Source organism: Nonomuraea sp. NPDC050153, from assembly GCF_044460125.1.
Taxonomy (GTDB): Bacteria; Actinomycetota; Actinomycetes; order Streptosporangiales; family Streptosporangiaceae; genus Nonomuraea.
The window spans coordinates 289,878-316,460 of record NZ_JBITJQ010000006.1 but is presented as its reverse complement, the minus strand read 5'-3'; the positions used below and the strand labels follow the sequence as shown (position 1 = coordinate 316,460).

Below are 26,583 nucleotides of genomic sequence, written 5' to 3'. Positions count from 1 at the left end.
CAAATGGCTCGTTACACGGGCGCGGACTGCAAGCTCTGCCGCCGGGAGAAGACCAAGCTCTTCCTCAAGGGCAGCAAGTGCGAGTCCGCGAAGTGCCCCATCGAGATCCGTCCTTACCCGCCGGGTGAGCACGGCCGCGGACGTCCCAAGGAGTCCGAGTACCAGCTTCAGCTTCGCGAGAAGCAGAAGACCCGCCGCATTTACGGCGTCCTCGAGAAGCAGTTCCACAACTACTACGAGGAAGCCACCCGCAAGACGGGCAAGACCGGTGAGGCGCTGCTCCAGATCCTGGAGAGCCGTCTCGACAACGTGATCTACCGCGCCGGTTTCGCCCAGTCGCGCGACGCCGCCCGCCAGCAGGTGCGCCACGGCCACATCCTGGTGAACGGCAAGAAGGTCGACATCCCGTCCTACCGCATTCGCGAGCACGACATCATCGAGGTCCGCGAGAACAAGCGCAACCTTCTGCCCTACGAGGTCGCCCGGGCGACCGCGGGCGAGCGCACCGTTCCCGCGTGGCTCGGCGTCGTGCCCGAGAAGCTCCGCGTCCTGGTTCACCAGCTGCCGGTTCGCCAGCAGATCGACACCCAGGTCCAGGAGCAGCTCATCGTCGAGTACTACTCGAAGTGAGCCTGAGTCGAGGTGCGGTTCTCCGCACCTCGACTACGCTTTTCAATCGGAGTGGCGTCATATGGCGGGCGCCACACGAAAAAGGGGAGACCCCACATGCTGATCGCTCAGCGCCCGACTCTTCTCGAAGAGTCGATCGACGAGACCCGGTCCCGGTTCGTCATCGAGCCGCTGGAGCCGGGCTTCGGCTACACCATCGGCAACTCGCTCCGCCGCACGCTGCTGTCGTCCATTCCGGGCGCGGCCGTGACGAGCATCCGGATCGAGGGCGTCCTGCACGAGTTCTCGACCGTTCCCGGGGTGAAGGAAGACGTCACCGACATCATCCTCAACCTCAAGGAGCTGGTCGTCTCCTCGGAGCACGACGAGCCGGTCGTGATGTACCTGCGCAAGCAGGGCCCGGGTGAGGTCACCGCCGCCGACATCGCGCCGCCGGCCGGTGTCGAGGTGCACAACCCCGAGCTCCGCATCGCCACGCTCAACGGCAAGGCGAAGCTGGAGATGGAGCTGACCGTCGAGCGCGGTCGCGGTTACGTCTCCGCCGCCCAGAACAAGCAGCCGGGCCAGGAGATCGGTCGCATCCCGATCGACTCGATCTACTCCCCGGTGCTCAAGGTCACCTACAAGGTCGAGGCGACCCGAGTCGAGCAGCGTACCGACTTCGACCGTCTCATCCTCGACGTCGAGACCAAGCCGGCCATGAAGCCCCGCGACGCGGTGGCCTCCGCCGGTAAGACCCTCGTCGAGCTCTTCGGCCTGGCCCGCGAGCTCAACGTCGAGGCCGAGGGCATCGACATCGGCCCGTCGCCGACCGACGCCGCCCTGGCCGCCGACCTGGCGCTGCCGATCGAGGAGCTCAACCTCACCGTTCGCTCCTACAACTGCCTCAAGCGCGAGGGCATCCACACCGTGGGCGAGCTCGTCGCGCGCAGCGAGCAGGACCTGCTGGACATCCGGAACTTCGGCGCCAAGTCGATCGAAGAGGTCAAGCAGAAGCTGCACGAGATGTCGCTGGCGCTCAAGGACTCCCCGCCCGGGTTCGACCCGAGCGCGGTGGCCGGCGGCGGCTACGACGACGACGACAGCGCGTACGTCGAGACCGAGCAGTACTGATCCCGCTTTTCGAGGGCCCCGCGCAGCGTCATGGCGCGGGGCCACAGTAACGGATCGCATGAAGAGCGACCGCGATCCGGCCCGACTCCGGTACCTGGTACGGCCGGGGCGGGTTGATCCAGGAGGAGAAAGACCATGCCCAAGCCCACCAAGGGTGCACGTCTTGGCGGCAGCCCGGCGCACGAGCGGCTGATCCTGGCCAACCTGGCCACCGATCTGTTCCGCCACGGCAAGATCCGCACGACGGTCGCCAAGGCCAAGCGCCTGCGCCCGCTGGCGGAGCGCCTGATCACCAAGGCGAAGAAGGGCGACATCCACAACCGTCGTCAGGTCCTGACCGTCGTCAAGGACAAGGGCGTCGTGCACCACCTGTTCACCGAGATCGCGACGACGTTCGCCGAGCGTCCCGGTGGCTACACCCGGATCACCAAGGTGGGTCCGCGCAAGGGCGACAACGCCCCGATGGCGGTCATCGAGCTGGTGGCCGAGCCGCTGAACGCCGTCACGACCCGCCGCACCGAGGCCCCCGCCGCCGCCGCGGCTCCGGCGCCCGCCGCGGCGGAGACCGAGGCCCCCAAGGCCGAGGAGAGCGAGGCCCCCGAGGCCGCCGCCGAGGAGACCCCCGCCGCGGAGACCGCCGCTGAGGAGGCCCCGGCCGCCGAGGCGAAGAAGGACGAGGCCTGATCTTTCAGGTCGGACGAGACGGGCCCGGACCCCCTGCGGGGTGCGGGCCCGTTTTCCATTGAAGGAGGATCATCGTGGTACGGCTCCGCCTCGACCTCGCGTACGACGGGACCGACTTCTCCGGATGGGCCAGGCAGCCGGGACGCCGGACGGTCCAGGGCGAGATCGAGCAGGCGCTCGGCAGGATCCTGCGCCTCGGCGGGCCCGCGACGCTGACCGTGGCCGGGCGCACCGACGCCGGGGTGCACGCGCGCGGGCAGGTCGCCCACGTGGACGTGCCCGGCGAGTCGCTGGCCGAGCTCGACGGCAACCGGGGGCCCCTGGACGTCCACGAGCGGCTCGCTGCGCTCGTCAGGCGGCTGGGTGGGGTCTTGCCCCCGGATGTGCGCGTTCATCGGGTCTCCGTGGCTCCTGAGGGCTTCGACGCGCGTTTCTCGGCGATGTTCCGGCGGTACGCGTACCGGGTGAGCGACGCGGTGGGCGGCGTCGACCCGCTGCGGCGGCGCGAGGTCGTCTGGCACAACCGGTCGCTGGACGTCGGCGCGCTCAACGCGGCGGCGGCGCGGCTGCTGGGGGAGCACGACTTCGCGGCGTTCTGCAAGAAGCGCGAGGGCGCCACCACGATCAGGGAGCTGCAGCGGCTGGACTGGGCACGCGAGCCCGACGGGGTGCTGGTGGCGACCGTCGTGGCGGACGCGTTCTGCCACTCGATGGTGCGGGCGCTGGTCGGCTCGCTGCTGGCGGCCGGTGACGGCAGCCGGCCGGTGGAGTGGCCCGGCCAGGTGCTGGCGCGGGCCGTACGGGACTCAGGGGTGCACGTCGCGCCCGCGCACGGGCTGTGCCTGGAGGAGGTGGGCTACCCGGCGGGGCCGGAGCTCGCCGCGCGGGCCCTGGCCACCCGGCGAGTGCGTACCGCCGCCCTCCACCAGGCCCCGTCAGCCCTTGGTGACGCGGCGCTCGAGGACGAGTGAGGTCTGGTCCCGGAACGCCCCGCTGACCTTGGGCAGCGCCTTGTCCTTGGACTCGGGGGTGTGTCCGTCGGCGTAGGTGGCGTAGCTGAAGACGATGTAGCGGCCCCACAGCAGGCCCGCCGCGTAGCCGCCGGCGATGTTCACGCGCTCGCCGCCCGAGCCCTTGGCGCCGGGGAGCGGGCGGAACCAGACGTTGTGGGAGAGGTCCTTGGACTGGTCGGCGATGATGGCCGCGTCCTTGTCGGGCAGGACCGCTATGCCCGTGGTGACCGCGTAGCGGCGCTTGCTGTCGACGTACGTGGCCCTGAGCACGCGGCCGCACTTCTGCTCTTTCAGCGCGTCCGCGAACTCCCCTGTGGCGGCCTTGTCGCAGCTCGACTCGATGGCCGCCTTGACCCTGGTGAACGTGGTGCCCGCGGCGCTGACCTTCTTCTTCGGGAAGGCCTCCGACAGCGACAGCTTCTGCGGGTCGGTCTGCTCGGAGTTGAGGATGGACGTGCCGTCGGGGGCGTCGGAGGGGGCGGCGGCGGGAGCCTCCGCGCTGGGCTCGCCCGACGCGCTGGGCGGGGTGGCGGCGGCCGTCGTGGGCGTGGGGGAGCTGACCGCCTGGTAGGCGAAGAAGCCGCCGGTCGCCACCCCGGCCAGGGCCAGCGCGCCGAGCGTGACGAGCAGGGCCCGCTTGCTCTTGCCCGGTGGGGCGGGCGGCGGGGGCGGGGTCTGGAACGGGGCCTGTTTGAACGCTCCAGGCGGGAACGCGGGGCTGCCCCCCGAGGGCCGGCTCAGCGGGGCGGCGGGCTTCTGCCCCCAGGTGTCCCTGGGGAACGGTAGATCGGGCAGCTTGGCCTCGGATGCGGAGAGCGGGGGCCAGACGGGCACGTCGCCGGGCTCCGGCGGGTGGGCCGACGGGTTGGCCGGGTCGGAGAGCGAGAGCGGCGGGGCGCCGTGCTCGGCGGGCATGGGGTCGAAGGAGGGGAGCGCCGGCCGGGTGAGGTCATCCTCCGGCGCGGCGACCGGGGCCGCCAGGAAGTTGTCCGGCGGGGTGTCCTGGTCGGCGACGAACGGGTGCTGGGCCCTGGCCTCCGCCTGCTGGGCCGCCTCCCTGCGGGCCGCCTCCGGGTCGAAGTAGTGGGCGGGGCGGGCGAGGCCCTCCGGGGTGGTGGCGTTGGGGTCGAAGGGGGAGCCCGGCTCGTCGTTGTCGGGCTCGGCCACCAGCTCGCCCGTGGCGGCCGGCCAGGGCGGCATGGCGTGCGGGCCGCCGAGGGGCGTGGGCCACACCGGCATGTCCGCCGCGGCGGCCGTGAACGCCGGTGGCGGCTCCCACGACGGGGCGCCGGGCACCGCCGGCTGGGCGGGCCAGGAGCCGAGGTCCTGCTCCGGCTCGTCCCAGTCCCAGGGGCGCGGGGCCCGCACCTGCTCGGCCCGCGCCTGCTCGCCCCGCGTGCGCAGCCGGTCGGCGATCGTCCGGTCGGGGTCGTCCGGCTCGTCCTGCGGGTGGCCGGGGCGGGTGGCGTCGGCGGCCGGGTGCGGCGGCCGCAGGCCACCCGGCCGGGTCGGCTCGGACTCGTCGTCGAACCAGTCGTACGGCGCGGCGTCGTCGCCCGCGACCTCCCACGGCTGGGCGCCGGGCGGCTCGTCGGGCTCGGGCGGCGCCGCCCGCAGGACGGGGACGACGGGCCGCGGCTCGTCGTCCGCCGCCTCGCCCGGCGGGTCGGGCGGCTCGTCGTCGGGCGAGGCGCGCCCCGCGTCGTCGGCCGGGCCGTGCGCCGCGTCGTCGGGGTCGCTCACCACCTCGTCGGCGGGGGCGAACGCCGGTGGTACGTCTCGCCCGCTGGTCTGGCCGAAGCTCGGCGGTGGCGTCGCTGGTGCGGCCGATCCGTCGGCTTCCCTGCGATCGTGCTCAGACCCGGGTTCCTGGCCACGCATAGGGCGAGCCTAGCGAGAGTGGCGAGATCGTTACGTCGGTATGGGCGTTCCCGGCGGGATCCGGTATCCCGTTTGGGGGCTTATCGAGCATGAAGCCGGTTTCGCTACAGGGGGCTTCCGGTGAGCGTGCGGTTGTCCAGAGCCTTGAAGACCGTCGCCTTGGTGATGTCGTCGATGGCGGCGAAGATCTGCTTGGAGCCCTTCTTGTCCGGTTTCGTGCCGTCCTTGTTCTGGAACCAGACCATGATCGCGTAGTGGCCGTGCGTCCAGATCCTGGCGCCGCCCGCGCCCGAGCCGAGCTGTTTGGTGACACTGTCCTTGCCCGCGAGCGGCTTCACGTAGTTGCTCACGCTGCCGGCCTTGGCGACCTTGGACGCCCACTTGCTGGTCCTGAGGTTGGCCACGCCGACCGTGCCGATGATCTTGCCGGCCTTGTCGCGGAAGCTGGCGCGTACGAGCTGGTTGCACTTGCCGTCCTTGAGCGCCTTCTTCAGGGTGTCGCCCAGGGCGCCGTCGGCGCACTTCTTGTCCTTGCTGGTGATCGTCATCTCGTACGAGCGGCCCGCGATGGAGATCTTCTTCTTCTTGCCGAAGACCTCCTTGACCGTGATCGGCTCGGGGTCCGTGGACCGCTCGCCCGCGAAGCCGTACTTGCCGGGCGGGGCCGACGGGAGCGGGGCCGAGGTCGGGCGGGTGTCGGCGGTCTGGGCCGTGACGGGCTTGTCGGCGTTCCACATCATCGCGAGACCGCCGCCGAGCAGGCCGAGCACCGCCACGCCGCCGAGGGCGAACCACAGCGGGGCGCGCGAGCGCGGGCCCTCGTCGTACGGGCTCCAGCCGACCCTGCTCTGAGGCGCCCTGTCGGACTTGCTCTCCTGCTCGGAGTCGTCCGCGGCGCGCTGCTCCTTGTCCTTCTCCTTGCGGGAGCGGCGGGAGCGGCGCGGAGCGGGGTCCTCGGGGCCGTCCGGACCGCCCGGGCCGTCAGGCCCGCCGGGACCACCCGGTCCGCCGGGGCCACCAGGCCCGTTCGGCCCGCTCGGGCCGCCGAAGAAGCCGGGGCCACCGGGGCCGGAACCGCCAGGACCGTTCGGCCCACCGGGCCCGCCGGGGCCGGGCCCACCGGGGCCGGGCCCGCCGAAGAAGCCGGGACCGCCGGGACCGCCAGAGCCACCGGGGCCGTTCGGCCCGCCGGGGCCGGGGCCGGGGCCGGGGCCGTCGGGCCCGTCCGGGCCGCCGGGGCCGTTTGGAGCGCGGCGTCTGCCCGCAGGCTGGAAGACGCTCCCCATTCCATAGGGGGCGCTGTTTTCACGTCCTTCGGGAAAACCCATGCGGCGACATTACCGTGATGTGCGTCATCGGGTTCCGAAGTCCTGGGTCCACCATGGCCCGTCCGGGCCGGACGCGACGCCCACGCCGATGGCCTTCAGGCCGCAGTCGAGGATGTTCTTGCGGTGGTCGCGGCTGTCGAGCCAGCCGCGTACCGCCTCGTCAGGGGTGCTGTAACCGGCGCCGATGTTCTCGGCGGCGCCCCAGCGGTAGCCGGCGCGCTCCATCCGGTCCCACGGTGACGAGCCGTCGGGCGAGGTGTGCGCGAGCTGCCCGGTCTGGGCCATCTCCAGCGCGTGCGTACGCGCGGAGCTGGACAGGCCGGCGTCCACCCTGAGCGCCCCGCAGCCGTGGCGGGACCTGGCGGCGTTGGTCAGGGAGACGACCTTGGCGGCCAGCCCGGGGATGATCTGCACACCGCCGCTGCCGTCGCTGAGCAGCGCGGGGTTGTCCTGGCTGTTGAACCCGGCGATCTGCCCGTCGGGCGTCTTGGTGGCCTTGGGGGTGACCCGGCCGCGGGGCGCCTTCCTCGTCGTGATCTCCCTGGGGATCATCTCGGCCTGCTGCTGCGCCTTCCTGGCCGTCGTCGGCGCGGGGTTGCCGGTGGCCGCCGCGGGCGGGGCGGTCTCGTTGAGGTAGACGTGCGGGTTCGATTCGGTGTCGTCGGTGAGCCGGCCGATCAGCACTCCCGTGAACAACACACTCATGAGGCAGGCCAGCACCCCCAGGTGATTCCGGCGCCGAGCGCCCCGCTGGGTTGGCCGGGAGTGAGAGTTCTGCCGCATACCGCCGCTAACGATAGGGATGTCTGGTCCTGAGAAAGAAGAGGTCCCAGGGAAACGAAACCGAACCGTTCTGCGTTCGGGTAGACTCGCTCCGGGCTACTGGTCGTTTTGACCTGCGCGCCTTTGGGCGGGTAGCTTAGGTTCGTTGTGTGCATAGGTCCGCGTGACCAATGCGCGGCGCGTCCGGCGTCATCTCCCATGATGAGGAGACGGAAGGTCCGGGCCGTCGTGTGCCCGCACCGACCGACCAAATGTAGCTGTCGCATCCGACAGCGCCGAAGACGCGAGCATAAAGAAGGCTACGACCGTGCGCACGTACTCACCGAAGCCCGCCGACGTCCAGCGTCAGTGGTACGTCATCGACGCGACCGATGTCGTGCTGGGCCGGCTGGCCAGCCACGTCGCGACCCTGCTCCGCGGCAAGCACAAGCCGATCTTCGCTCCCCACGTCGACACCGGTGACTTCGTCATCATCATCAACGCGGACAAGATCGCGCTCAGTGGCAACAAGCTTGAGCAGAAGAAGGCGTACCGCCACTCGGGCTACCCGGGCGGTCTGCGTTCCGTCAGCTATGGCGAGCTCATGGAGAAGCGGCCGGACAAGGCCGTCGAGAAGGCCGTCAAGGGCATGCTTCCGAAGAACTCCCTCGGCCGGAAGATGGCGAAGAAGCTGAAGGTCTACGCGGGTTCCGAGCACCCGCACCAGGCCCAGCAGCCGGTGCCGTTCGAGATCACCCAGATCGCCCAGTAGTAGTTCGAAAGATTTAGAGGAGAACCGTGGCTGAGCCCACTGGTGTCGAGACGGCCGTCGTCGAGGCTGAGCTGGAGGACCTCTCCAGCGAGGACTTCCCGTCCGAGTACACCACCGAGTCCGCCGCCAGCGCCGACGCCCCCGTGCGTAAGCCCGTCACCACGGGCAACTCGTACGGCACCGGCCGCCGCAAGGAGGCGATCGCCCGCGTGCGCATCGTCCCCGGCACCGGCAAGTGGACGATCAACGGTCGTTCGCTGGACGTCTACTTCCCGAACAAGGTCCACCAGCAGATCGTCAACGAGCCCTTCGTGGTGCTCGGCGCCGAGGAGGCGTTCGACGTCATCGCGCGCATCGACGGCGGCGGCGTGACCGGCCAGGCCGGCGCGCTGCGCATGGGCCTGTCCCGCGCCCTGGCGATCCTGGACGTCGAGGTCAACCGGCCGCCGCTGAAGAAGGCCGGCTTCCTCACCCGTGACGCCCGCGCCACGGAGCGGAAGAAGTACGGCCTCAAGAAGGCCCGCAAGGCTCCGCAGTACAGCAAGCGCTAAGTTGGCGCGCCTTTTCGGCACCGACGGGGTACGTGGGGTCGCCGGTCGCGACCTCACGGCGCAGCTCGCCATGGACCTTTCGGTCGCGGCGGCTCACGTCCTCGGCGATGCGGGCGCGTTCGCCGCTGCCGGCCGCAAGAGCAGGCCGGTGGCGGTCGTAGGCCGGGACCCGCGTGCCTCGGGAGAGTTTCTCGAGGCCGCAGTGGTCGCCGGCCTCGCGGCGTCCGGTGTGGACGTTCTGCGCCTCGGCGTATTGCCCACCCCGGCCGTCGCCCACCTCACCGCCGCGCTCGGCGCCGATCTCGGCGTCATGCTGTCGGCCTCGCACAACCCGGCGCCGGACAACGGCATCAAGTTCCTGGCCCGCGGCGGCTTCAAGCTGTCCGACGCGGTCGAGGACGAGATCGAGCGGCGGCTGGGCGAGGACTGGAGCTTTCCCGTCGGCTCGGCCGTGGGCCGGGTGCGGGAGGCGTACGGCGAGGCCAACCGGTACGTCTCCCACCTGCTGACCACGATGAAGGCCGCGCTCGACGGGCTGAACATCGTGGTCGACTGCGCTCACGGCGCCGCCCACATGGTGGCCCCGGAGGCGCTGGTGCGGGCGGGCGCCAGGGTCGAGGCCATCGGCGCCAGGCCCGACGGCCTCAACATCAACGCCGGCCACGGCTCCACCCACCTGGACAAGCTCGCGCAGGTGGTCGTGTCGCGCGGGGCGGACCTGGGCGTGGCCTACGACGGCGACGCCGACCGCTGCCTGGCGATCGACCACACGGGCGCGATGATCGACGGCGACCACATCATGGCCATCCTCGCCGCCGCCATGCACGACGAGGGACTGCTGGCCAAGGACACCGTGGTGGCGACCGTGATGTCCAACCTGGGCTTCAAGCTGGCCATGCGCGACGCGGGCATCACCGTGGTGGAGACCGCGGTCGGTGACCGCTACGTGCTGGAGCGGATGAAGTCCGACGGCTACAACCTGGGCGGGGAGCAGTCGGGCCACGTCATCATGCTCGACCACGCCACCACCGGCGACGGCCTGCTCACCTCGCTCCACCTGCTGGGCGTGGTGGCCAAGTCGGGCTTGTCGCTGAAGGAGCTGGCATCGGTGATGACGCCGCTGCCGCAGATCCTGATCAACGTCAAGGACGTGGACAAGGGCAAGTCCGCCGCTCCCGAGCTGCTGGCCGCCGTCGCCGAGGCGGAGGCCGAGCTGGGGGAGACGGGCCGGGTCCTGATCAGGCCGAGCGGCACGGAGCCGATGATCCGGGTCATGGTCGAGGCCGCGTCGGAGGAGCACGCCACCAAGGTGGCGGACCGCCTCGCCGGCGTGGTGCGCACGGCCTGCGTCTGAGCGCCTTCTCGAACGGCCCGCGGGACGATCCCGCGGGCCGTTCGTTCATTCGTCCCCGGTGAGGGCGAAGACCCGCAGCCGCTGCCCCGCCCAGAGGACGCCGACCACCGTGACGACGATCAGGGCGGGCACGGCGAAGCTCAGGGCCACGTTCGCCTCGATGAAGGCGGAGTCGGAGATCTGTTTGGCTATCGTCCGGCCCCACTGCTGGATCGAGAACTTCTGGGCGCCCTCGATGAAGCCGCCCACCACGCTCTCCCAGACCAGGGCGTAGATGATGCCGATCGTGACCGCGTGCCGGGTGACGACGCCCAGCAGGAGGAAGACGGCGGCGTACGCGACGCCGGCCACCAGCGCTCCCAGCGCGAAGCCCGGGGCGATGCCGTCCTCGTTGCCGGCCAGGATCCAGGCCGCCACGTACGTGGGCACGGCGCCGAACAGGGCCATCAGCGAGGCCGCGACCAGGAACTTCGTCTGGATGATGACCGGGCGGGAGAGCGGCTTGGACATCAGGTGGATGATCGTGCCGTCGTCGATCTCCGGGGCGATGACGCCCGTGCCGGCGATCAGGCCCAGCAGGGGGAGCATCGTGCCGATGGCGAACGTCTGCATCAGGTCCACGGCGTTCTTCTGGTCGCCTCCGCCGAGCACGCGGAAGAGCACGGCCAGGCCGATCAGGGCCAGCGGGAGCAGCAGGAGCAGGATGATGCGGCGCCGCCCGAGCAGGGCCCGGTAGGTGATACCCGCAACGACTGTGTTCATCAGGTGCTCCTGGTGATGAGGTAGGAGAAGACGCTCTCCAGGTCCTCGTCCGCCGGGGAGACCTGGTGCAGGTGTACGCCCTCCGCCTGGGCCACCCGGGGCAGGAGCCGGGCGAAGCGGCGGAACTCGATGGCCTGGACCTCGAGGCCGTCGGGGCGGAGGGTGATGCCGCCCGTCGACTGGTCGCGGATGAGGGCGGCGGCGAGCTTCCTGTCGTCGCTCGAACGGATCACGAACAGGTGGGGCCTGTCGGTCATCAGGCGCCGGATCTCGCGGAAGTTGCCCGACGCCGCGTGTCGGCCCGCCACCAGGACCTCGATGTGCTGGGCGACCCGTTCGACCTCCTCCAGGATGTGGGAGCTGAACAGGATCGTCTTGCCCGCCGTGCCCATGGCGCGGATCAGGTCCATGAGGTGGAGGCGCTGGCGGGGGTCCATGCCGTTGAACGGCTCGTCGAGCAGGAGCACCGGCGGGTCGTGGACGAGGGCCGCGGCCACCTTGACGCGCTGGCGCATGCCCTTCGAGTACGTCTCCACGCGCCGGTCCTTGGGCTCCTCCATCTCGACTGTGGCCAGGGCCTTGCGGGCCGCCTCGACCGGGTCGCCCAGCCCGTGGAGGCGGGCGGCCGAGAGGACGAACTGCCAGCCGGTGAGGAAGCCATACACTCCCTCCCGTTCCGGGACCAGACCGATATTTCGGTAAATATGGTGGTTCTTCCAGACCTGCTGGCCGTCCAGCGTGACCGACCCGCTGGACGGGGCCAGGAAGCCCGCCATCGTGTGCAGGAGCGTGGACTTGCCCGCCCCGTTGGGGCCGAGCAGGCCCGTGACGCCGGGGCCGATCGTCATGGTGACGTCGTTGACCGCCACCACGTTGCCGTACCAGCGGGAAACCTGCGACAGCTCGATCTTCACCGCGAGGCCGCCTTCCTGTAACGCAGCGCGAGGGCGGCCAGGGCGAGCGCCACCAGCACCACGAGGACCGCGGCCGAGGCGGGGCCGCTCGGGTAGGCGGCGCCTTCGATGGAGTGCGGCGGGGTGTCGAACAGCCAGGTCTGTACGGAGTCCACCAGCCAGAACGGGTTGGCCAGCCAGGCCCAGGCGGCCGCGGACTCGTGGCCCGTGCTGTAGAGGGACCCGTAGATCAACGGCACCGACGCCGACGACAGCAGGTAGACGGCGATCACGGAGGCCACGCCGAGCCCGCGCCGGGGCGTGAACGAGGCCAGCGCCAGCCCGAACGCCGACAGCAGCAGGGCCAGCACCAGGGCCATGAGCACCGCGCCGAGGTATTCGCCGGTGGCCGGCGGCCCGGGCATGTCCACCACCAGCTCGCCCACGTAGATCAACGTCAGGGGCGCCGCCACCAGCGCGAACAGCGCCACGGTCATCGCCGTGACCTTGGCGCCCACGTACTCGGCGATCGAGACGGGACGCGACAGGTAGAGCGGCAGCACGCGATAGCGCAGGTCGGGCGCGACCACGGTGGGCGCCTGCGCGGCCAGGAAGACCGCGACGACGGCCTGCATGATGACGGCGAAGCCGCTGTAGGGGAGGATGCGCTGCTTGGCCAGGGCCATCGTCGCGACGGACACGACGGCCGGCAGGAGCATGATGACGAAGAGGGAGAACGGCATGATCTTGCTGCGGGCCGTGCGCCCGAGTCCGAAGATGCCGCGCAGGCTGTGGACGGTCAGCGCCCGGGTCGCGTGGGCGCGGCCGAGCCGGGGGCCGTCGTAGTGGCGGTATCCGATGTCGTAGATCTCAGACACCTGCCACCTCCTCCCTGAAGACGTCCTCGATGCGGTGACGTCCCTGTTCGAGGCGGATGAGGCAGAGGTCGAGGTCGACGGCGGCGTCCCGGATCGCGTCGTACGTCTCGGGCCCGAGGACCCTGACCACCAGCATGCGGCCCTGCTGCGAGACGGTCTGGCCGGCCTCGGTCAGCCGGGCGGCCAGCGGTTCGAGCCCCTCCTCGACCTCGACCGTGACGGTCTGCGTGGCCTGGGTGAACTCGCCGATCGCGGACGAGCGCAGCAGCCGCCCGGAGTCGATGACGATCACGTGGTCGCAGATGCGCTCCAGCTCGCCCAGCAGGTGGGAGGTGACCAGCACGCTGATGCCGAACTCGGTGCCGATGCGCCTGATCAGCGTCAGCATCTCGTCGCGGCCGCGCGGGTCGAGACCGTTGGTGGGCTCGTCCAGGAAGATCAGCTTGGGGTCGTGCACCAGGGCCTGGGCGAGCTTGACGCGCTGCTTCATGCCCGTGGAGTAGCCCCCGACGGCGCGGTAGCGCTCCTCGGCCAGGCCGACGTGGCGCAGCACGTCGGCGGCGCGCTCGCGGGCGGCGGTGCGTGGCAGGCCGGACATCTGTGCGAGGTGGACGACCAACTCCGTGGCGGAGACGTCGGGTGGGAGGCATTCGTGCTCGGGCATGTAGCCGACGAGCCGGCGGATCTCGGCGCCCTGCGCGGTCACGTCCAGATCAAGCACCTTGGCCGCGCCGCCGGTGGGCGGCAGCAGGCCGAGCAGAATCTTGATCAGCGTCGACTTGCCCGCGCCGTTCGCCCCCACCAGACCGGTGACGCCGGGCCCCACGGTGACCGTGAGCTGGTCGACCGCGGTGACGGTGGGGAAGCGCTTGGTCAGCCCCTCGGTGGCGAGGATGTGCATGTGCCCGACCGTACCCGCCTGCGCGGGGCCGCCGCCTCGTTCAGACGGATGAACGCTGTCCTACTTGAGGCCAGAATTTCCGCTGGACCACGAGCGTGCCCGTGCCCGCGATGACCATGCCGAGGATGTTGACCGCGAGCTGCGAGACCGAGCCGCGGACCTCTTCCCAGTTGCCCAGCGCCAGCGCGACGGCCACGTAGCCGGCCGCGGGCACGGTGGTGACCGAGATGAAGACGCCGACCAGGGCCGACGACTTGCCCGCCGTGACCGACAGCACCCCGGCCGCGCCCGCGAGCAGCGCCACGATGAACGACCAGCGGTCCGGCTTGACGATGAACTGGACCTCCTCGTTCCAGGTGAGATTGCCGATGTCGATCCAGCCGAGCCAGTTCGAGACGAGCGCGCAGGCGAAGGTGATCGCGATCGCCAGCGTGAACCCGACGACCAGCGTCTTCAGCGACGTGATGACCAGGTGCCAGCCGCCGCGCAGCAGGCCGAAGCAGATGGCCGCGACCGCTCCGAACTCCGGTCCGAGCACCATCGCGCCGACGATCAGGATGGGGGAGTTCTGCAGGATGCCGATGCCCGCGATCTGCGTGGCGATGGCCAGGAAGGCCAGGTACGCCCACGTCGTGCGGGAGTCGGCGGACACCTTGTGCGCGAGTTCCTCCCAGACCACGGCGTCGTCGGGCTCGCCGGGCGCCTCCTCGATCGCGTCGGCGGCGACCCTGGACAGTGACAGGTCGACCTGCTCGACGGCGATGGAGCCCTCGGTCTTCAGCCACTTGAGCCTGTCCAGCACCTCGTTGGCCGACTCGCGGGCCGCGTCGCAGAAGATCACGTCGCCGGCCGGCTCGCGGGCCGCGCCGGGCAGGACGACGATGTTGGTGACGCCTGGGCAGTCCTCCAACACCGCCGTCGCCTCGTCCGTACGTGCCGCCGGGCTGATCAGTCGCAGATGTAGCACGAGGGCCATTGTCGTTCATCGGACGTTGATGGTGTTTTGACACGCTTACGTGAGGATCGCTCACATGATCCGATATCGGTGCCACGACCACGACGAGGAGTGCTGGTTCGCCGGCGTGGACGACCAGGAGTGCGGGGGCAGGTTCGCCCGTTACCTGTTCGAGGAGGTTTTCAGGTCTGGCGGAGCCGTACCCGCCGTACCGAGTGGTCGGCGCCCTTCTTGAGGACGAGGTCGGCGCGGCCCCTTGTGGGGGCGATGTTCTCGACCAGGTTGCGCTCGTTGATGTCGCGCCAGACGTTGACCGCGAAGGTCGTGGCCTCGTCGTACGAGAGCTCCGCGATGTATCGGAAGTACGACTTGGGGTCCTCGAAGGCGGTGCGGCGGAGTTTGTGGAAGCGGTCGACGTACCAGGTGCGGATGTCCTCGACCTTGGCGTCCACGTAGATGGAGAAGTCGAAGTAGTCGTTGACCGCGAGGGACGTGGGCGGGGCCGGTTGGAGGACGTTGAGCCCCTCGATGATCAAGATATCCGGATTTTTCACGACTTGGGTTTCTCCGGGCACGATGTCGTACTCCAGGTGGCTGTAGATCGGCGCGTGCGCCTCCGCCGCCCCGGCCTTCACCTCCGCCACGAACCTGACCAGCGCCCTGCGGTCATAGCTCTCCGGGAAGCCCTTGCGATGCATGATCCCCTTGGCCTCCAGCACCGCGTTGGGGTAGAGGAAGCTGTCGGTGGTGATCAGCTCCACGTGCGGGTGCTCGGGCCAGCGGGCCAGCAGGGTGTGCAGGAGCCGCGCCGTCGTCGACTTGCCGACCGCGACGCTGCCCGCGATGCCCAGGATGTACGGCACCCGCTGCTCCGGATGCCCGAGGAACGCGCTCAGCACGCTGCTGCGCTGCTTGGACCCGGTGAAATGCAGATTCAGCAGCCGGGTCAGGGGGAGGTAGATGTCCGTGACTTCAGTGAGATCGATGGGGTCGTCGACGCCGCGAAGCTCTTCCAGCTCGTCTGCGGTGAGAGTCAAGGGCGTGTTCTTGCGGAGCTCGCTCCACTGCTCCCTGCTCAGTTCCACGTAGCCGTTGTTCACCTTGGCAGCGTAGCGATGGGCGACAAACCGGATCATGGCCGGGTGCGCGCCACGAGATCCACAGCCTGTGGATAAAGACGTGGGATTACCGAGACTCAGTTCGGGGAAGGAAGATCAGTCTTGCCGAATCACGCGTACGAGAATGTGACGGCGGCTACTGTGCAGGGCTGGGAGGTGTCATGGACCGTCGTCGCTTCATCACGAACGTGATCGCCGTGGCGGGCCCCTTCGCCGGGGTCGCGTGCGCTGGAGCGCAAGGGGGCGTCAAGCCGGTGCAGGGAGGTTACGGGCGGCTGCGGCCCGTGCCCGACCTGCGTGACGGGAAGGTGCGGCTGCACCTGCCCGAGGGGTTCAAATACCGCTCGTTCAGCGCCGCCGGCGAGAAGTTCAGCGACGGGTCGGCCGTGCCGGGCAGGCACGACGGCATGGCGGCCTTCTCCGGCCCGAAGGACAGCGCGATCCTCATCCGCAACCACGAGGTCAACGGCCCCGTGGGCGCGTTCGGCGACAGGTCCAGGGCATACGACCCGATGGCCGGCGGCGGCACCTCCACGCTGCGCGTCACGCGCTACGGAGAGGTGATCCAGAGCGGCCCCTCGCTCAACGGCACCATGATGAACTGCTCGGGCGGCCCCATGGCGTGGCGGGCCTGGGTGAGCTGCGAGGAGACGGTCAACGGCCCCGACGTGGCCGACGACTTCGCCGGCGGCGACAACTCCAAGCTCACGCGCAAGCACGGCTACATCTTCGAGGTGCCGGTCAGCGGCACCGCCACCGCCAGGCCGATCAAGTCGGCCGGCCGGTTCCCGCACGAGTCGGTGGCGTTCGACCCCTCCACGGGCGCGCTCTACATGACCGAGGACAACTTCTCCTTCCCCTCCGGCTTCTACCGCTACCTGCCGCCGAAGCACCCCGTCCAGGCCGGGCGGCTGCTCGACGGCGGCCGGCTGCAGATGCTCGCCGTCAAGGGCGCCAAGCGCAAGGACCTGTCCGTGGGGCAGCAGTCCGGGGCCACGTTCCAGACCGCCTGGGTGGACATCGAGGACCCCGACCCGGCCTTCACCGGCAGGCCCGCCTACGACAAGGCCGTCCAGGCCGTGGGCAGCCAGGGGCGCGAGCAGGGCGCGGCGATCTTCTCCCGGCTGGAGGGGGCCGTCTTCCACCAGGGGGTCGTGTACTTCGTCTCCACGCAGGGCGGGGCCACCGCGTCCGGCGACACGCCGCCCTCCGGGTTCGGCAAGGGGCGGGGGCAGGTGTGGGCGTACGAGACGTGGAGCGGGCGGCTCAGGCTCGCCTACGAGTCACCGCGCTCGGCGGTGCTCGACCTGCCCGACAACGTGACGGCCAGCAGGCGCGGCACGCTCGTGCTGTGCGAGGACGGCGACGGCGACAACTACCTGCGCGGGCTCACGAAGTCGGGGCAGATCTTCGACTTCGGCCGCCTGGAGCCGATCGCCGACGACCCGGGGGCGGAGTTCGCGGGCTCGACGTTCGGGCCCGGCGGACACACCCTGTATGTCAACGTCCAGGCCAAACAGGGCAGGTCGTTCGCGATCTGGGGTCCGTGGGAGCGCGGCCTGTTCTGAGTACGCTGGGGTGATGATCCTTGGCATCGGCGTAGACGTCGTGGACATCGACCGCTTCGAGGCGGCCCTGGAGCGCACGCCGCAGCTCAAGGAGCGGCTGTTCACCGACGCCGAGATAGAGCTGCCGGTGCGGTCGCTGGCCGCCAGGTTCGCCGCCAAGGAGGCCGTGGCCAAGGCGCTCGGCGCGCCCAGGGGGATGGCCCACCTGGAGGCCGAGGTTCGCCGCGACGAGAACGGCAAGCCCGAGCTGCGGATCACCGGCAAGGCCGCGGAGGTCGCCTACGACCTCGGGGTCAAGCGCTGGCATGTCTCGCTGAGCCACGACGCGGGCGTGGCCGTGGCCTATGTGATCGCGGAGGGATAGCTTCGGATCATGCGCGCGAGGGAGCGCCGTCGCCTGGACTGAGGAGCGTCGGGAGCGTAGCGACCAGAGCGACGAGGGAAGGCGACGGCTTCCCAGCGACCGAGCAGCCGAACGGAGCGAGGCCATGAAGACTGCCTACACCGCCGACCAGATCCGGGGCGCCGAGCACGAGCTGATGGCGCGGTTGCCCGAGGGCACGCTCATGCAGCGGGCCGCGACCGGGCTCGCCGCCGTCTGCGCCGACCTCCTCGGCAGGGTGTACGGCAAACGCGTCGTGCTCCTCATCGGCAGCGGGGACAACGGCGGGGACGCGCTCTACGCGGGCGAGCGGCTGGCCAGGCGCGGGGCCTGGGTGGGCGCCGTCCTGGCCGGGTCCAAGACGCACGAGGCCGGGCTGGCCGCGTTCAGGCAGGCCGGCGGGCGGGTCGTCGACCGGGGCGCCCTGGGGCGCGCGGACCTGATCATCGACGGGCTCGTCGGGATCGGGGCCTCCGGGGCGCTGCGGGACCCGTACCGCGAGCTCGTCGAGGAGGCGAACGCGGCCCGCGGGCCGATCGTCGCGGTGGACGTCCCGAGCGGCGTGGACGCGAGCAGCGGCCGGGTGGCGGGCCCGGCGGTGCGGGCCAGGGTGACCGTGACCATGGGGGCGTACAAGACGGGGCTGCTCGTCGATCCCGGCGCCGAGTACGCGGGCGCGGTCGAGCTGGTGGACATCGGGCTCGGGCCCTACCTGCCCGATCCCGACGTCGCGGCGCTGACCGGCGGCGACGTCGACGTCCTGCTGCCGCGGCCCGGCAACGAGTCCGACAAGTACCGCAGGGGCGTGCTGGGCGTGGCAGCGGGGAGCGACCTGTTCACCGGCGCCGCCGTGCTGGCCGTGGGCGGCGCGCTGCGGGCGGGGGCCGGCATGGTGCGCTACGCGGGTCCCGCCGCGCCGGTCGCGCAGGTGCGCGCGCACTGGCCGGAGGCCGTGGTCACCGAGCTGGACCGGCCCTCCGTCGACGACGTGGGCCGGGTGCAGGCGTGGGTGCTCGGGCCGGGGCTGGGCACCGGGGAGTGGGCGCACCAGGTGGCCGCCCAGGTGCTGGCGTCCAACGTGCCCGTGCTGGTCGACGCCGACGCGCTGACGCTGGTGGCCCGCGACCGCGGGCTGCTGCGGCGGTCGGCGCCCGTCCTGATCACGCCGCACGCCGGGGAGCTGGCGCGGCTCATCCGCGCCGACCGGGACGCCATCGAGGCCGCCCGGCTGGAGCACGCCCGCCGGGCCTCGGCCGAGCTGGGCGTGACCGTGCTGCTCAAGGGGTCCACCACGGTGGTGGCCGAGGAGTCGCGGCCGGTCCGGGTGAACGTCACCGGCACGTCCTGGCTGGCCACAGGGGGGACCGGGGACGTGCTGGCGGGGGTGGCCGGGGCGCTGCTCGCCCAGGGGCTGAGCTGCTACGACGCGGCGTCCTGCGGGGCGTTCCTGCACGGGCTGGCCGGGCGGCGCGCCGCCGACGGCGCGCCGCTGACCGCGGCCGACGTGGCCACGGCGGTGCCGGAGGCCATCCGCGCGGTGACCGGCGAGGGCCGCTCGTCTTAAGGGGCGGTGCAGGGGGCGGTCAGGGGCGGAAATCGCGCTCGACCACCCGTGTGAGCTGCCACACTAGAAGGATGTACTCCTCGATGGCCACGCCCGCGCAGGCGCGGGTCGACCTGGCCGCGATCAGGCACAACGTGGCCCTGCTCAAGGAGCGGGCCGGCGGCGCGGAGCTGATGGGCGCCGTCAAGGCCGACGCGTACGGGCACGGTCTGGTGCCGGCGTCCGAGGCCGTGCTGGAGGGAGGGGCGAGCCGGCTGGGCACCGCGTTCGTCCGGGAGGCGCTGGAGCTGCGGGCGGCCGGCGTGACCGCGCCGATCCTGGCGTGGCTCCTCACCCCGGGCGAGCCGCTGGACGAGGCCCTCGCCGAGGACGTCGAGCTGTCGGCCTCCGACGAGGGGCGGCTCGGCGAGATCGAGGCCGCCGCCCGCCGCACGGGGCGCACGGCCAAGCTGCACCTGGAGGCCGACACCGGCATGAGCAGGGGCGGCTCGCCGCTGGCCGCCTGGCCGGGGCTCCTCGACGGGGCGCTGAAGCTGCGGGCCGAGGGCGTCGTCGAGATCGTCGGGCTCTGGTCCCACTTCGCCTGCGCGGACATCCCCGGCCACCCGTCGATCGAGCAGCAGCAGGAGGCGTACCGGACGGCGCTCAAGCTGGCCGAGCGGGCCGGCGCGGCGGGCTCCCACGTGATCAGGCACCTCTCCAACTCCGCGGCCACCGTGACGCTGCCCGAGGCCCGCTACGACCTGGTCAGGCCCGGCATCGCGATGTACGGCCTGAGCCCCATCCCCGAGCTGGGCGACTTCGGGCTCAGGCCGGCGATGACGCTCGTGGCGCAGGCCGGCCTGGTCAAGCGGGTTCCGGAGGGTTCGGGCGTGTCATACGCTCACCTGTACGTCACCGACCGCGAGACCACGCTCGGCCTCGTGCCGCTCGGATACGCCGACGGGATTCTCAGGCACGCGACGGGGCGGGCCGAGGTCCTGGCCGGCGGGCGGCGCAGGTTGATCGCGGGCCGGGTGTGCATGGACCAGTTCATGATCGACATGGGCGACGACGCCCTGTCGGCAGGCGACGAGGTCGTGCTGTTCGGGCCCGGTGACGGGGGCGAGCCGACCGCTCAGGAGTGGGCGGATAATCTCGGCACGATCACGCATGAGATCGTGACCAGGATCGGGTCGCGCGTGCCGCGGGTCTACGAGCACAGGCGCTCGGAGTGACGACGGGCACTTCGCGGTGGGCATGAGCGGAGAAGGATCGGGGAGATGACGACGACAACACGGCGCAGGGTAGGCATCGCCGGCGCGCTCGTCGGTGCGGCTTCCGCCGGCGTCGCGGCGGCGGCGCTGGCCAAGCGGTACGCGGTCGGCCGGATCAGGCTGCGCCCCGACACCGAGGCCAGCGAGCCGTTCGGCGAGCTGCGGGGCAGGGAGCGCACGCTCGTCACCTCCGACGGCAAGGCGCTGCACATCGAAGTCGACGGGCCCGAAGATGCGGAGCTGACCGTCGTCTTCTGCCACGGCTACTGCCTCAACCTGGAGTCCTGGCACTACCAGCGCAAGGACCTGCGCGAAAACTACCGCATGGTGCTGTGGGACCAGCGTTCCCACGGGCGCTCGCAGCGCGCGGGCGCCGACGGCAGCACGATCGACCGGCTGGGCGCCGACCTGGCCGAGGTGATCGAGCGGTTCGTGCCGGGCCCGTGCGTGCTGGTCGGCCACTCCATGGGCGGCATGACGATCATGGCGCTGGCCGACAGCCACCCCGAGCTGTTCGAGGACAAGATCCGCGGCGTGGCCCTCATCGCCACCTCGGCGGGCAAGCTGGCCGAGCTCACGCTGGGCATGCCGGCGATGCTGTCCAAGGCCGTGCACAAGATCGCCCCGTCTACGGTCTCGATCCTGGGCAAGGGCGGCGCCCTGGTCGACCGAGGCCGCCGCGCGGGCAGCGACATCGCATTCCTGATGACCCGCTACATGGGCTTCGGCGACTCCAAGAACGTCAGCCCGACCGTGGTCGACTTCGCCGAGTCGATGATCAGGGCCACGCCGACCGAGGTGTTCGCCGACTTCTACCCGGCGCTGATGAACCACGACAAGCTCTCCGCGCTCGACGTCCTCGCCCCGGTGCCCACCGCGATCATGGTGGGCGAGCGAGACTGGCTCACCCCGCCGGACCACAGCAAGGCCATCGCCGCCGCGCTGCCCAAGGCGCAGCTCACCGAGGTGCCCGACACGTCCCACCTCATCCAGCTGGAGCGGCCGGGCGTCGTCAACGACGCGCTGCGCGACCTGATCAAGAGGGTGGAGATGCAGTGAGGCTCGCGACCCCCGAGGACATGCGCGCGTACGGCGCCCGCCTGGCCGGGCGGCTGCGCGCCGGCGACCTGCTCGTCCTGTCGGGCGCGCTCGGCGCCGGCAAGACCACGCTCGTGCAGGGCCTCGCCGAAGGGCTCAAAGTACGCGGCCCGATCACCTCGCCCACGTTCGTGATCGCCCGGGTGCACCCTTCGCTGCGCCAGGGGCCGCCGCTCGTGCACGTGGACGCCTACCGGCTCGGCGGCGACCTGGAGGTGGACGACCTCGATCTCGACGCCTCGCTGGAAGACTCCGTCACCGTCGTCGAGTGGGGCGAGGGGCTGGTCGAGGGGCTGGCCGACGACCGCCTGGAGATCCACATCGACCGCGAGGCGGGCGAAGAGGCCCGCATTGTCACCCTGCGCGGCGTGGGCCCGCGATGGGCCGACACGCCGTCTGAGCCGGTAGAAGGCTAAAACCGCAGTCAATTTTCGGCAATACTGGCACCCTTGACGTACCAGGCCAATGACATAAATCATGATCGTTGGTCAGGGATTGGCCCAGATTTTCTGGGTATCAGGAGGGGCGACATCCATATTTCTGATGGATGCTGGGTTGTACGACGGCGGAGTGGGGTGCGGCCGGTGCTCAGGGTCAGGCGAGTCGCGTACGCGGGAGCCATCGTCATGGTCGGTCTGACCGGCTGCACGGCCTCCGCCGACACAGATCCAACAGGCACGCCGACCCCCACAGCCAGCGGCACGGCCGCCCCGGCCGCCACGGGCAGCCCGCGGCCCACGACCACCAGGCAGACCATCTCGGTCCAGCTCAACCCCGACCGCGTCACCGCGGGCGAGACCTCCAAGGTGTGGATCCTGGCCAACTGCCCCGTGCCGACCGGCGGCCCGGCGCACACCGGCAGCGGGACCTCGCGGGCGTTCGTCAACGGCGTCGTGCTCAACCCGGTCGCCGGGGCCTCGGCGACCCCCACCGCGACCGCCACGTCCGCCAACGGCTCGCCCTGGGTGCGCGGTGAGGCGCAGGTCTCGGGAACGGTCCGGCGCGGCTCCTACCGGGTCGACGTCAAGTGCGACGGCACCAACGACATGGGCCGGGCCACGCTCAGGGTCGCCGCGGCCGAGGCCGTGCCGTCCACCGTGCCGACCAAGGCGCCCAAGGCGGGCGGCGGCGGCACGTACGGCATGGACGAGAGCGACGACTCCTCGATCCCGATCGGTCCCGCGGGCCTGCTGGTCGGCCTCGCCGTGGCCGCGGGCGTCGGCTTCGCGGTCAAGCGCCGCAAGGCCTAGCGATGGCCCGTCCTGGACGGGTGGTGCTCGCCGGCGCCGCCACGGGTTTGCTGCTGGTCGCGTTCGGCAAGGGCATGCAGACCGGCACCACGCCCACCGCGTCGATCGTGCCGGAAAGCATCGACATCCCCGCGATCGACGTCGACGCGCCGCTCATGAAGCTCGGCCTGTCCAAGGACGGCGAGGTCGAGCTGCCCCCGTACGAGAAGCCGAAGGTCGCCGGCTGGTACTCCGGCAGCGCCGTGCCCGGCGAGAAGGGCGCCTCGGTGATCATCGGGCACGTCGACACCAAGACGGCCCCCGCCGTGTTCTACAAGCTCAAGCAGTTACGCAAGGGCGAGACCGTCAAGGTCGAGCGCAGCGACGGCAAGGTCGTGAGCTTCAAGGTCGACGCGATCGAGCAGGTGCACAAGGACAGCTTCCCCACCAGGCGCGTGTACCTGGAGGACGGCCTGAGGCTGGTCACCTGCGGCGGCAAGTTCGACTACGCCAAGGGCGAATACCTGGACAACATCATCGTGTACGCCTCCCGCGCCTGAAAACGGTTTGCGGCCCCCCACCCGGCTTCCGGGACGATGGAGGCGTGAGCGTAGACACCAACCCGCCCGCGACCGGCGTGCGCGTGCCCTGGGAGAGCGTGCATCCCCAGGTGCGCGCGGCGGTCGAGGACTTCCTCGGGGCGCGCGTGGCCGAGGCGGTCACCCAGCCGGGCGGCTTCTCGCCGGCGGCCGCGGTCCGGCTGCGCGCGGCGAACGGCAGGCGCGCGTTCGTCAAGGCCGTCGGCCCCGAGCCGAACGCCGACAGCGTCCGCATCTACCGCGCCGAGCTGGAGATCGCCGCCGCGCTGCCGGAGTCCGTGCCCGCGCCACGGCTGCTGACCGGCTTCGAGCTCGACGGCTGGGTCGCGCTGGTCTTCGAGGACATCGAGGGCGAGCATCCCGAGACGCCCTGGCGGCCGGACCAGCTCGACCGGGTGCTCGACGCCGTCCGGCGGATGTCGGCCGCGCTCACCCCCGCCCCGATCGCCGCGCCGCCCATAGCCGAGGCCCTCGAATCGTCGTTCCGCGGCTGGCGCGACCTGCTGGAGGAGGACACCGACGGGCTCGACCCGTGGGCGCTGCGCCACCTCGGCGAGCTGGCGGAACTCGAGTCCGGCTGGGCCGCGGCGGCGGCGGGCGACACCCTGCTCCACAGGGACCTGCGGGCCGACAACGTCCTGCTCAGCGGCGACCGCGTCTACGTCGTGGACTGGCCGTGGGCCTGCGTGGGCGCGCCCTGGTTCGATCTGGTGGGCATGCTGCCGTCGGTCGGCATGCAGGGCGGGCCGATGCCGCACGAGCTGTTCACCGATCCCGATCCCGCGGTGACCGCGGTGGTCGCCGGGCTCGCCGGCTACTTCGTCCGTCACGGCCGGCTGCCCGACCCGCCGGGACTGCCCACGGTCAGGGCGTTCCAGCGGGCGCAGGGGGTGGTCGCGCTCGACTGGCTCAAGCGTCGCACGGGCTGGTCTTGACTTTTGGAGGCGGCGGGCCGTACGGCGGGTAGGCTAGACAGCCGTGCTGGTCCTGGCCTTTGATACCGCGACACCCGCCGTCACCGCCGCGCTCCACGACGGTGAACGCGTGCTCGCCGAGCACACGACGATCGACGCCCGGCGTCACGGCGAGCTGCTCGTCCCCACCATCGAACGCGTGCTGCACGAGGCGGGAGCGGCGCTACGCGACGTGACCGCCATCGTGGCGGGCAGCGGCCCCGGCCCCTACACCGGGCTGCGGGTCGGGCTGATGACCGCGCAGGGGCTCGCCACCACGCTGGGGGTCCCCGCGTACGGCGTCTGCACGCTCGACGCCGTCGCCTACGGCAGCGGGCTCGCCGAGCCGTTCCTGGCGGCCACCGACGCGCGGCGCAAAGAGGTGTTCTGGGCGCGCTATGCGGACATGCGCACCAGGATCGACGGGCCCTTCGTCGACCGGCCCGCCGACGTGCCCGTCGCGGGCCTGCCGGTCGTGGGCGCCGGCGCCGGGCTCTACCCCGAGATCCTCGGCGAGAGCGACGCGCCTCCCTATCCCTACGCCGGGGCCCTGGCCGCCCTCGCGGCCGAGCGGCTCGCCCAGGGCACGCCGCTCGACCCACCCCGCCCGATCTACCTGCGCAGGCCCGACGCCGTCGTGCCGGGGGCGCCCAAGCGGGTGACGGCGTGATACTCAGGCCGATGACCGAGGCCGACCTGCCGGCGGTCATGGCGATCGAGCAGGCCACGTTCCCGCTCGACGCGTGGAGCGAGGGCATGATGCGCGGCGAGCTGGCCGACATGCCACGCTCGCGCCACTACGTGGTGGCCGTCGTGGACGACGAGATCATCGGCTACGCCGGGCTCGCCTCCGCGGCCGACCAGGCCGACGTGCAGACCATCGCGGTGCTGGAGAAGCACCAGGGCACGGGCATCGGCGGCGCCCTGCTGACCGCGCTGCTGGCCGAGGCGGGCCGCAGGCGCGCACGGGAGATCTTCCTGGAAGTACGCGCCGACAATCCGCGCGCGCAGGCCGTCTACCGGCATTACGGGTTCGAGGAGATCGGCACCCGCCGCCGCTACTACGACGACGGCACCGACGCGATCATGATGAGAAGGAATCTTGATGACTGACGAACCACTGGTCCTGGGCATCGAGACCTCCTGCGACGAGACCGGCATCGGCATCGTCAGAGGCCACACCCTGCTGGCCAACACGATCGCCTCCAGCATGGACGAGCACGCCCGCTACGGCGGCGTGGTGCCCGAGGTGGCCTCGCGCGCCCACCTGGAGGCCATGACGCCGACCGTGGAGGCCGCGCTGGCCGAGGCAGGCCTGAAGTTCTCCGACATCGACGCCGTCGCCGTCACCGCGGGCCCGGGGCTGGCGGGGGCGCTGCTGGTGGGCGTGGCCGCCGCCAAGTCCTACGCGCTGGGCCTCGGCGTCCCCCTCTACGGCGTCAACCACCTGGCCGCCCACGTGGCCGTCGACCAGCTCGAACACGGGCCACTGCCCAAGCCGTGCATAGCCCTGCTCGTGTCGGGCGGCCACTCGTCGCTGCTGCTCGTGCCCGACGTGGCCGCCGACGTGATCTCGCTCGGCTCTACGGTCGACGACGCGGCCGGCGAGGCGTTCGACAAGGTCGCGCGGGTGCTGGGGCTGCCGTTCCCCGGCGGCCCGCACATCGACCGGGCGGCGCGCGACGGCGCGGGCGCGGCGATTGCGTTCCCGCGCGGCAAGATCGACGACGGGACGCTCGACTTCTCCTTCTCCGGGCTCAAGACGGCCGTGGCGCGCTGGGTGGAGGCCCGCGAGGCGTCCGGGCAGTCGATCCACGTGCCCGACGTGGCCGCCTCGTTCCAGGAGGCCGTGGTCGACGTGCTGACCCGCAAGGCGCTGCAGGCGTGCCGGAAGTACGACGTGCACGACCTGCTGATCGGCGGCGGCGTGGCGGCCAACTCGCGGCTGCGCGCGCTGGCCCAGGAGCGGTGCGACGCGGCGGGCGTACGGCTGCGCGTGCCCCGGCCCGGGTTGTGCACCGACAACGGCGCGATGGTCGCCGCCCTGGGCTCCGACCTGGTCGCGGCCGGGATCACGCCGTCGACGCTGGAGATCCCGGCCGACTCCTCGCTGCCGATCACGACCGTTCACGTGTGAGAGGCGCCGCTGAGCCGCTTGGGCCGTGCCTTGGACGGCACGCGCCCAGGAGGCCGTGAAGGCCCTGGTGGCGTGCCCACGCCCCAGGGCGGCGCTCACCGCGTCCCGGGTCTCCCCAGGCGACCTCCGGCCGCGGTGAGGGACTCCGGCTCGTGAGGGCCCTGGCCGGAACGTAGCGAGCCGTGCCCTTCGGCGGCACGGC

Annotated in this window: 28 protein-coding genes; 19 read left to right on the top strand and 9 right to left on the bottom strand. The window is 71.4% G+C overall.

The annotated features are described in order from the left end of the window. The first annotated feature begins 3 nt into the window (after positions 1–3). The 4 genes from rpsD (at position 4) to truA (ending at position 3,398) form a co-directional block, all read left to right on the top strand. Entirely contained in the window at positions 4–630 is a 627-nt protein-coding gene (rpsD, locus tag ACIBQ1_RS18495) for a 30S ribosomal protein S4 (RefSeq protein WP_355378595.1), read from the top strand. A 96-nt stretch (positions 631–726) separates the two neighbouring features. Further along, the gene (locus tag ACIBQ1_RS18490; protein ID WP_043623495.1) at positions 727–1,743 is read left to right on the top strand and encodes a DNA-directed RNA polymerase subunit alpha; all 1,017 of its coding nucleotides are present in this window, start codon (positions 727–729) and stop codon (positions 1,741–1,743) included. A 135-nt stretch (positions 1,744–1,878) separates the two neighbouring features. Further along, positions 1,879–2,427 (top strand): 50S ribosomal protein L17, encoded by a 549-nt coding sequence (rplQ, locus tag ACIBQ1_RS18485; RefSeq protein ID WP_397278896.1) that lies wholly within the window; start codon positions 1,879–1,881, stop codon positions 2,425–2,427. Positions 2,428–2,501: 74 nt separating this feature from the next. Further along, positions 2,502–3,398 (top strand): tRNA pseudouridine(38-40) synthase TruA, encoded by an 897-nt coding sequence (truA, locus tag ACIBQ1_RS18480; RefSeq protein ID WP_397278894.1) that lies wholly within the window; start codon positions 2,502–2,504, stop codon positions 3,396–3,398. Here the strand turns inward: truA and ACIBQ1_RS18475 are convergent. The 3 genes from ACIBQ1_RS18475 to ACIBQ1_RS18465 form a co-directional block, all read right to left on the bottom strand. After that, complete coding sequence (locus ACIBQ1_RS18475) at positions 3,363–5,321, bottom strand: hypothetical protein (protein WP_397278892.1); 1,959 nt, start codon at positions 5,319–5,321, stop codon at positions 3,363–3,365. The genes truA and ACIBQ1_RS18475 overlap by 36 nt on opposite strands. Positions 5,322–5,425: 104 nt before the next feature. Next, positions 5,426–6,649, bottom strand: coding sequence for a hypothetical protein (locus tag ACIBQ1_RS18470; RefSeq protein WP_397278890.1), 1,224 nt, complete (start codon positions 6,647–6,649; stop codon positions 5,426–5,428). Between the two features lie 24 nt (positions 6,650–6,673). Beyond that, complete coding sequence (locus tag ACIBQ1_RS18465) at positions 6,674–7,354, bottom strand: CAP domain-containing protein (protein ID WP_397278888.1); 681 nt, start codon at positions 7,352–7,354, stop codon at positions 6,674–6,676. A gap of 385 nt (positions 7,355–7,739) precedes the next feature. On the opposite strand from ACIBQ1_RS18465, the gene rplM reads away from it, so the two are divergent. Genes rplM through glmM form a run of 3 tightly spaced genes read left to right on the top strand, consistent with a single transcriptional unit; the run spans position 7,740 to position 10,088 of the window. After that, positions 7,740–8,183, top strand: a complete 444-nt coding sequence (rplM, locus tag ACIBQ1_RS18460; protein ID WP_192789911.1) for a 50S ribosomal protein L13 — start codon at positions 7,740–7,742, stop codon at positions 8,181–8,183. 26 nt (positions 8,184–8,209) lie between these two features. Next, positions 8,210–8,734: a 30S ribosomal protein S9 gene (gene rpsI, locus ACIBQ1_RS18455; protein WP_319712246.1), complete on the top strand. Its 525-nt coding sequence runs from the start codon at positions 8,210–8,212 to the stop codon at positions 8,732–8,734. Position 8,735: 1 nt separating this feature from the next. Then, entirely contained in the window at positions 8,736–10,088 is a 1,353-nt protein-coding gene (glmM, locus tag ACIBQ1_RS18450; protein WP_397278886.1) for a phosphoglucosamine mutase, read from the top strand. Positions 10,089–10,133: 45 nt separating this feature from the next. Here glmM and ACIBQ1_RS18445 read toward each other — a convergent pair whose 3' ends face one another. The 6 genes from ACIBQ1_RS18445 to coaA all read right to left on the bottom strand — a co-directional run bounded on the left by ACIBQ1_RS18445 (position 10,134) and on the right by coaA (position 15,562). Then, positions 10,134–10,850 carry an ABC transporter permease subunit gene (locus ACIBQ1_RS18445; RefSeq protein WP_397278884.1) on the bottom strand — a complete coding sequence of 239 codons (717 nt, stop codon included), beginning with the start codon at positions 10,848–10,850 and terminating at the stop codon, positions 10,134–10,136. Beyond that, positions 10,850–11,764, bottom strand: a complete 915-nt coding sequence (locus ACIBQ1_RS18440) for an ABC transporter ATP-binding protein (protein ID WP_397278882.1) — start codon at positions 11,762–11,764, stop codon at positions 10,850–10,852. Before ACIBQ1_RS18440 ends, ACIBQ1_RS18445 begins: the two co-directional genes overlap by 1 nt. After that, positions 11,761–12,621, bottom strand: a complete 861-nt coding sequence (locus ACIBQ1_RS18435) for an ABC transporter permease (protein WP_397278880.1) — start codon at positions 12,619–12,621, stop codon at positions 11,761–11,763. Before ACIBQ1_RS18435 ends, ACIBQ1_RS18440 begins: the two co-directional genes overlap by 4 nt. After that, positions 12,614–13,522 carry an ABC transporter ATP-binding protein gene (locus ACIBQ1_RS18430; RefSeq protein WP_397278878.1) on the bottom strand — a complete coding sequence of 303 codons (909 nt, stop codon included), beginning with the start codon at positions 13,520–13,522 and terminating at the stop codon, positions 12,614–12,616. The genes ACIBQ1_RS18435 and ACIBQ1_RS18430 overlap by 8 nt, the downstream gene beginning before the upstream one ends. Before the next feature lie 40 nt (positions 13,523–13,562). Further along, entirely contained in the window at positions 13,563–14,498 is a 936-nt protein-coding gene (locus ACIBQ1_RS18425; protein ID WP_397278876.1) for a DUF389 domain-containing protein, read from the bottom strand. A 161-nt stretch (positions 14,499–14,659) separates the two neighbouring features. After that, positions 14,660–15,562 carry a type I pantothenate kinase gene (coaA, locus tag ACIBQ1_RS18420; protein ID WP_397279114.1) on the bottom strand — a complete coding sequence of 301 codons (903 nt, stop codon included), beginning with the start codon at positions 15,560–15,562 and terminating at the stop codon, positions 14,660–14,662. A gap of 194 nt (positions 15,563–15,756) precedes the next feature. On the opposite strand from coaA, the gene ACIBQ1_RS18415 reads away from it, so the two are divergent. The 12 genes from ACIBQ1_RS18415 to tsaD all read left to right on the top strand — a co-directional run bounded on the left by ACIBQ1_RS18415 (position 15,757) and on the right by tsaD (position 26,381). Then, complete coding sequence (locus ACIBQ1_RS18415; protein WP_397278874.1) at positions 15,757–17,163, top strand: alkaline phosphatase PhoX; 1,407 nt, start codon at positions 15,757–15,759, stop codon at positions 17,161–17,163. Between the two features lie 13 nt (positions 17,164–17,176). Further along, on the top strand, positions 17,177–17,527 hold the full coding sequence (locus ACIBQ1_RS18410; protein WP_397278872.1) for a holo-ACP synthase: 351 nt from the start codon (positions 17,177–17,179) through the stop codon (positions 17,525–17,527). A 124-nt stretch (positions 17,528–17,651) separates the two neighbouring features. Further along, positions 17,652–19,109: an NAD(P)H-hydrate dehydratase gene (locus tag ACIBQ1_RS18405; protein WP_397278870.1), complete on the top strand. Its 1,458-nt coding sequence runs from the start codon at positions 17,652–17,654 to the stop codon at positions 19,107–19,109. 83 nt (positions 19,110–19,192) lie between these two features. After that, positions 19,193–20,326: an alanine racemase gene (gene alr / locus ACIBQ1_RS18400; protein ID WP_397279113.1), complete on the top strand. Its 1,134-nt coding sequence runs from the start codon at positions 19,193–19,195 to the stop codon at positions 20,324–20,326. 45 nt (positions 20,327–20,371) lie between these two features. Continuing rightward, positions 20,372–21,424 carry an alpha/beta fold hydrolase gene (locus tag ACIBQ1_RS18395; protein WP_397278869.1) on the top strand — a complete coding sequence of 351 codons (1,053 nt, stop codon included), beginning with the start codon at positions 20,372–20,374 and terminating at the stop codon, positions 21,422–21,424. Then, entirely contained in the window at positions 21,421–21,879 is a 459-nt protein-coding gene (gene tsaE / locus ACIBQ1_RS18390) for a tRNA (adenosine(37)-N6)-threonylcarbamoyltransferase complex ATPase subunit type 1 TsaE (protein WP_397278868.1), read from the top strand. The genes ACIBQ1_RS18395 and tsaE overlap by 4 nt, the downstream gene beginning before the upstream one ends. A 168-nt stretch (positions 21,880–22,047) precedes the next feature. Beyond that, the gene (locus tag ACIBQ1_RS18385; protein ID WP_397278867.1) at positions 22,048–22,713 is read left to right on the top strand and encodes a hypothetical protein; all 666 of its coding nucleotides are present in this window, start codon (positions 22,048–22,050) and stop codon (positions 22,711–22,713) included. Positions 22,714–22,715: 2 nt separating this feature from the next. Then, positions 22,716–23,252 carry a class F sortase gene (locus ACIBQ1_RS18380; protein WP_397278866.1) on the top strand — a complete coding sequence of 179 codons (537 nt, stop codon included), beginning with the start codon at positions 22,716–22,718 and terminating at the stop codon, positions 23,250–23,252. 44 nt (positions 23,253–23,296) lie between these two features. After that, positions 23,297–24,226: an aminoglycoside phosphotransferase family protein gene (locus ACIBQ1_RS18375; protein ID WP_397278864.1), complete on the top strand. Its 930-nt coding sequence runs from the start codon at positions 23,297–23,299 to the stop codon at positions 24,224–24,226. A 43-nt stretch (positions 24,227–24,269) separates the two neighbouring features. After that, positions 24,270–24,914 (top strand): tRNA (adenosine(37)-N6)-threonylcarbamoyltransferase complex dimerization subunit type 1 TsaB, encoded by a 645-nt coding sequence (gene tsaB, locus ACIBQ1_RS18370; RefSeq protein ID WP_397278862.1) that lies wholly within the window; start codon positions 24,270–24,272, stop codon positions 24,912–24,914. Positions 24,915–24,925: 11 nt separating this feature from the next. Continuing rightward, positions 24,926–25,357, top strand: coding sequence for a ribosomal protein S18-alanine N-acetyltransferase (gene rimI, locus ACIBQ1_RS18365; RefSeq protein ID WP_397278860.1), 432 nt, complete (start codon positions 24,926–24,928; stop codon positions 25,355–25,357). Further along, complete coding sequence (gene tsaD / locus ACIBQ1_RS18360) at positions 25,350–26,381, top strand: tRNA (adenosine(37)-N6)-threonylcarbamoyltransferase complex transferase subunit TsaD (RefSeq protein WP_397278859.1); 1,032 nt, start codon at positions 25,350–25,352, stop codon at positions 26,379–26,381. The genes rimI and tsaD overlap by 8 nt, the downstream gene beginning before the upstream one ends. Positions 26,382–26,583: the final 202 nt, after the last annotated feature.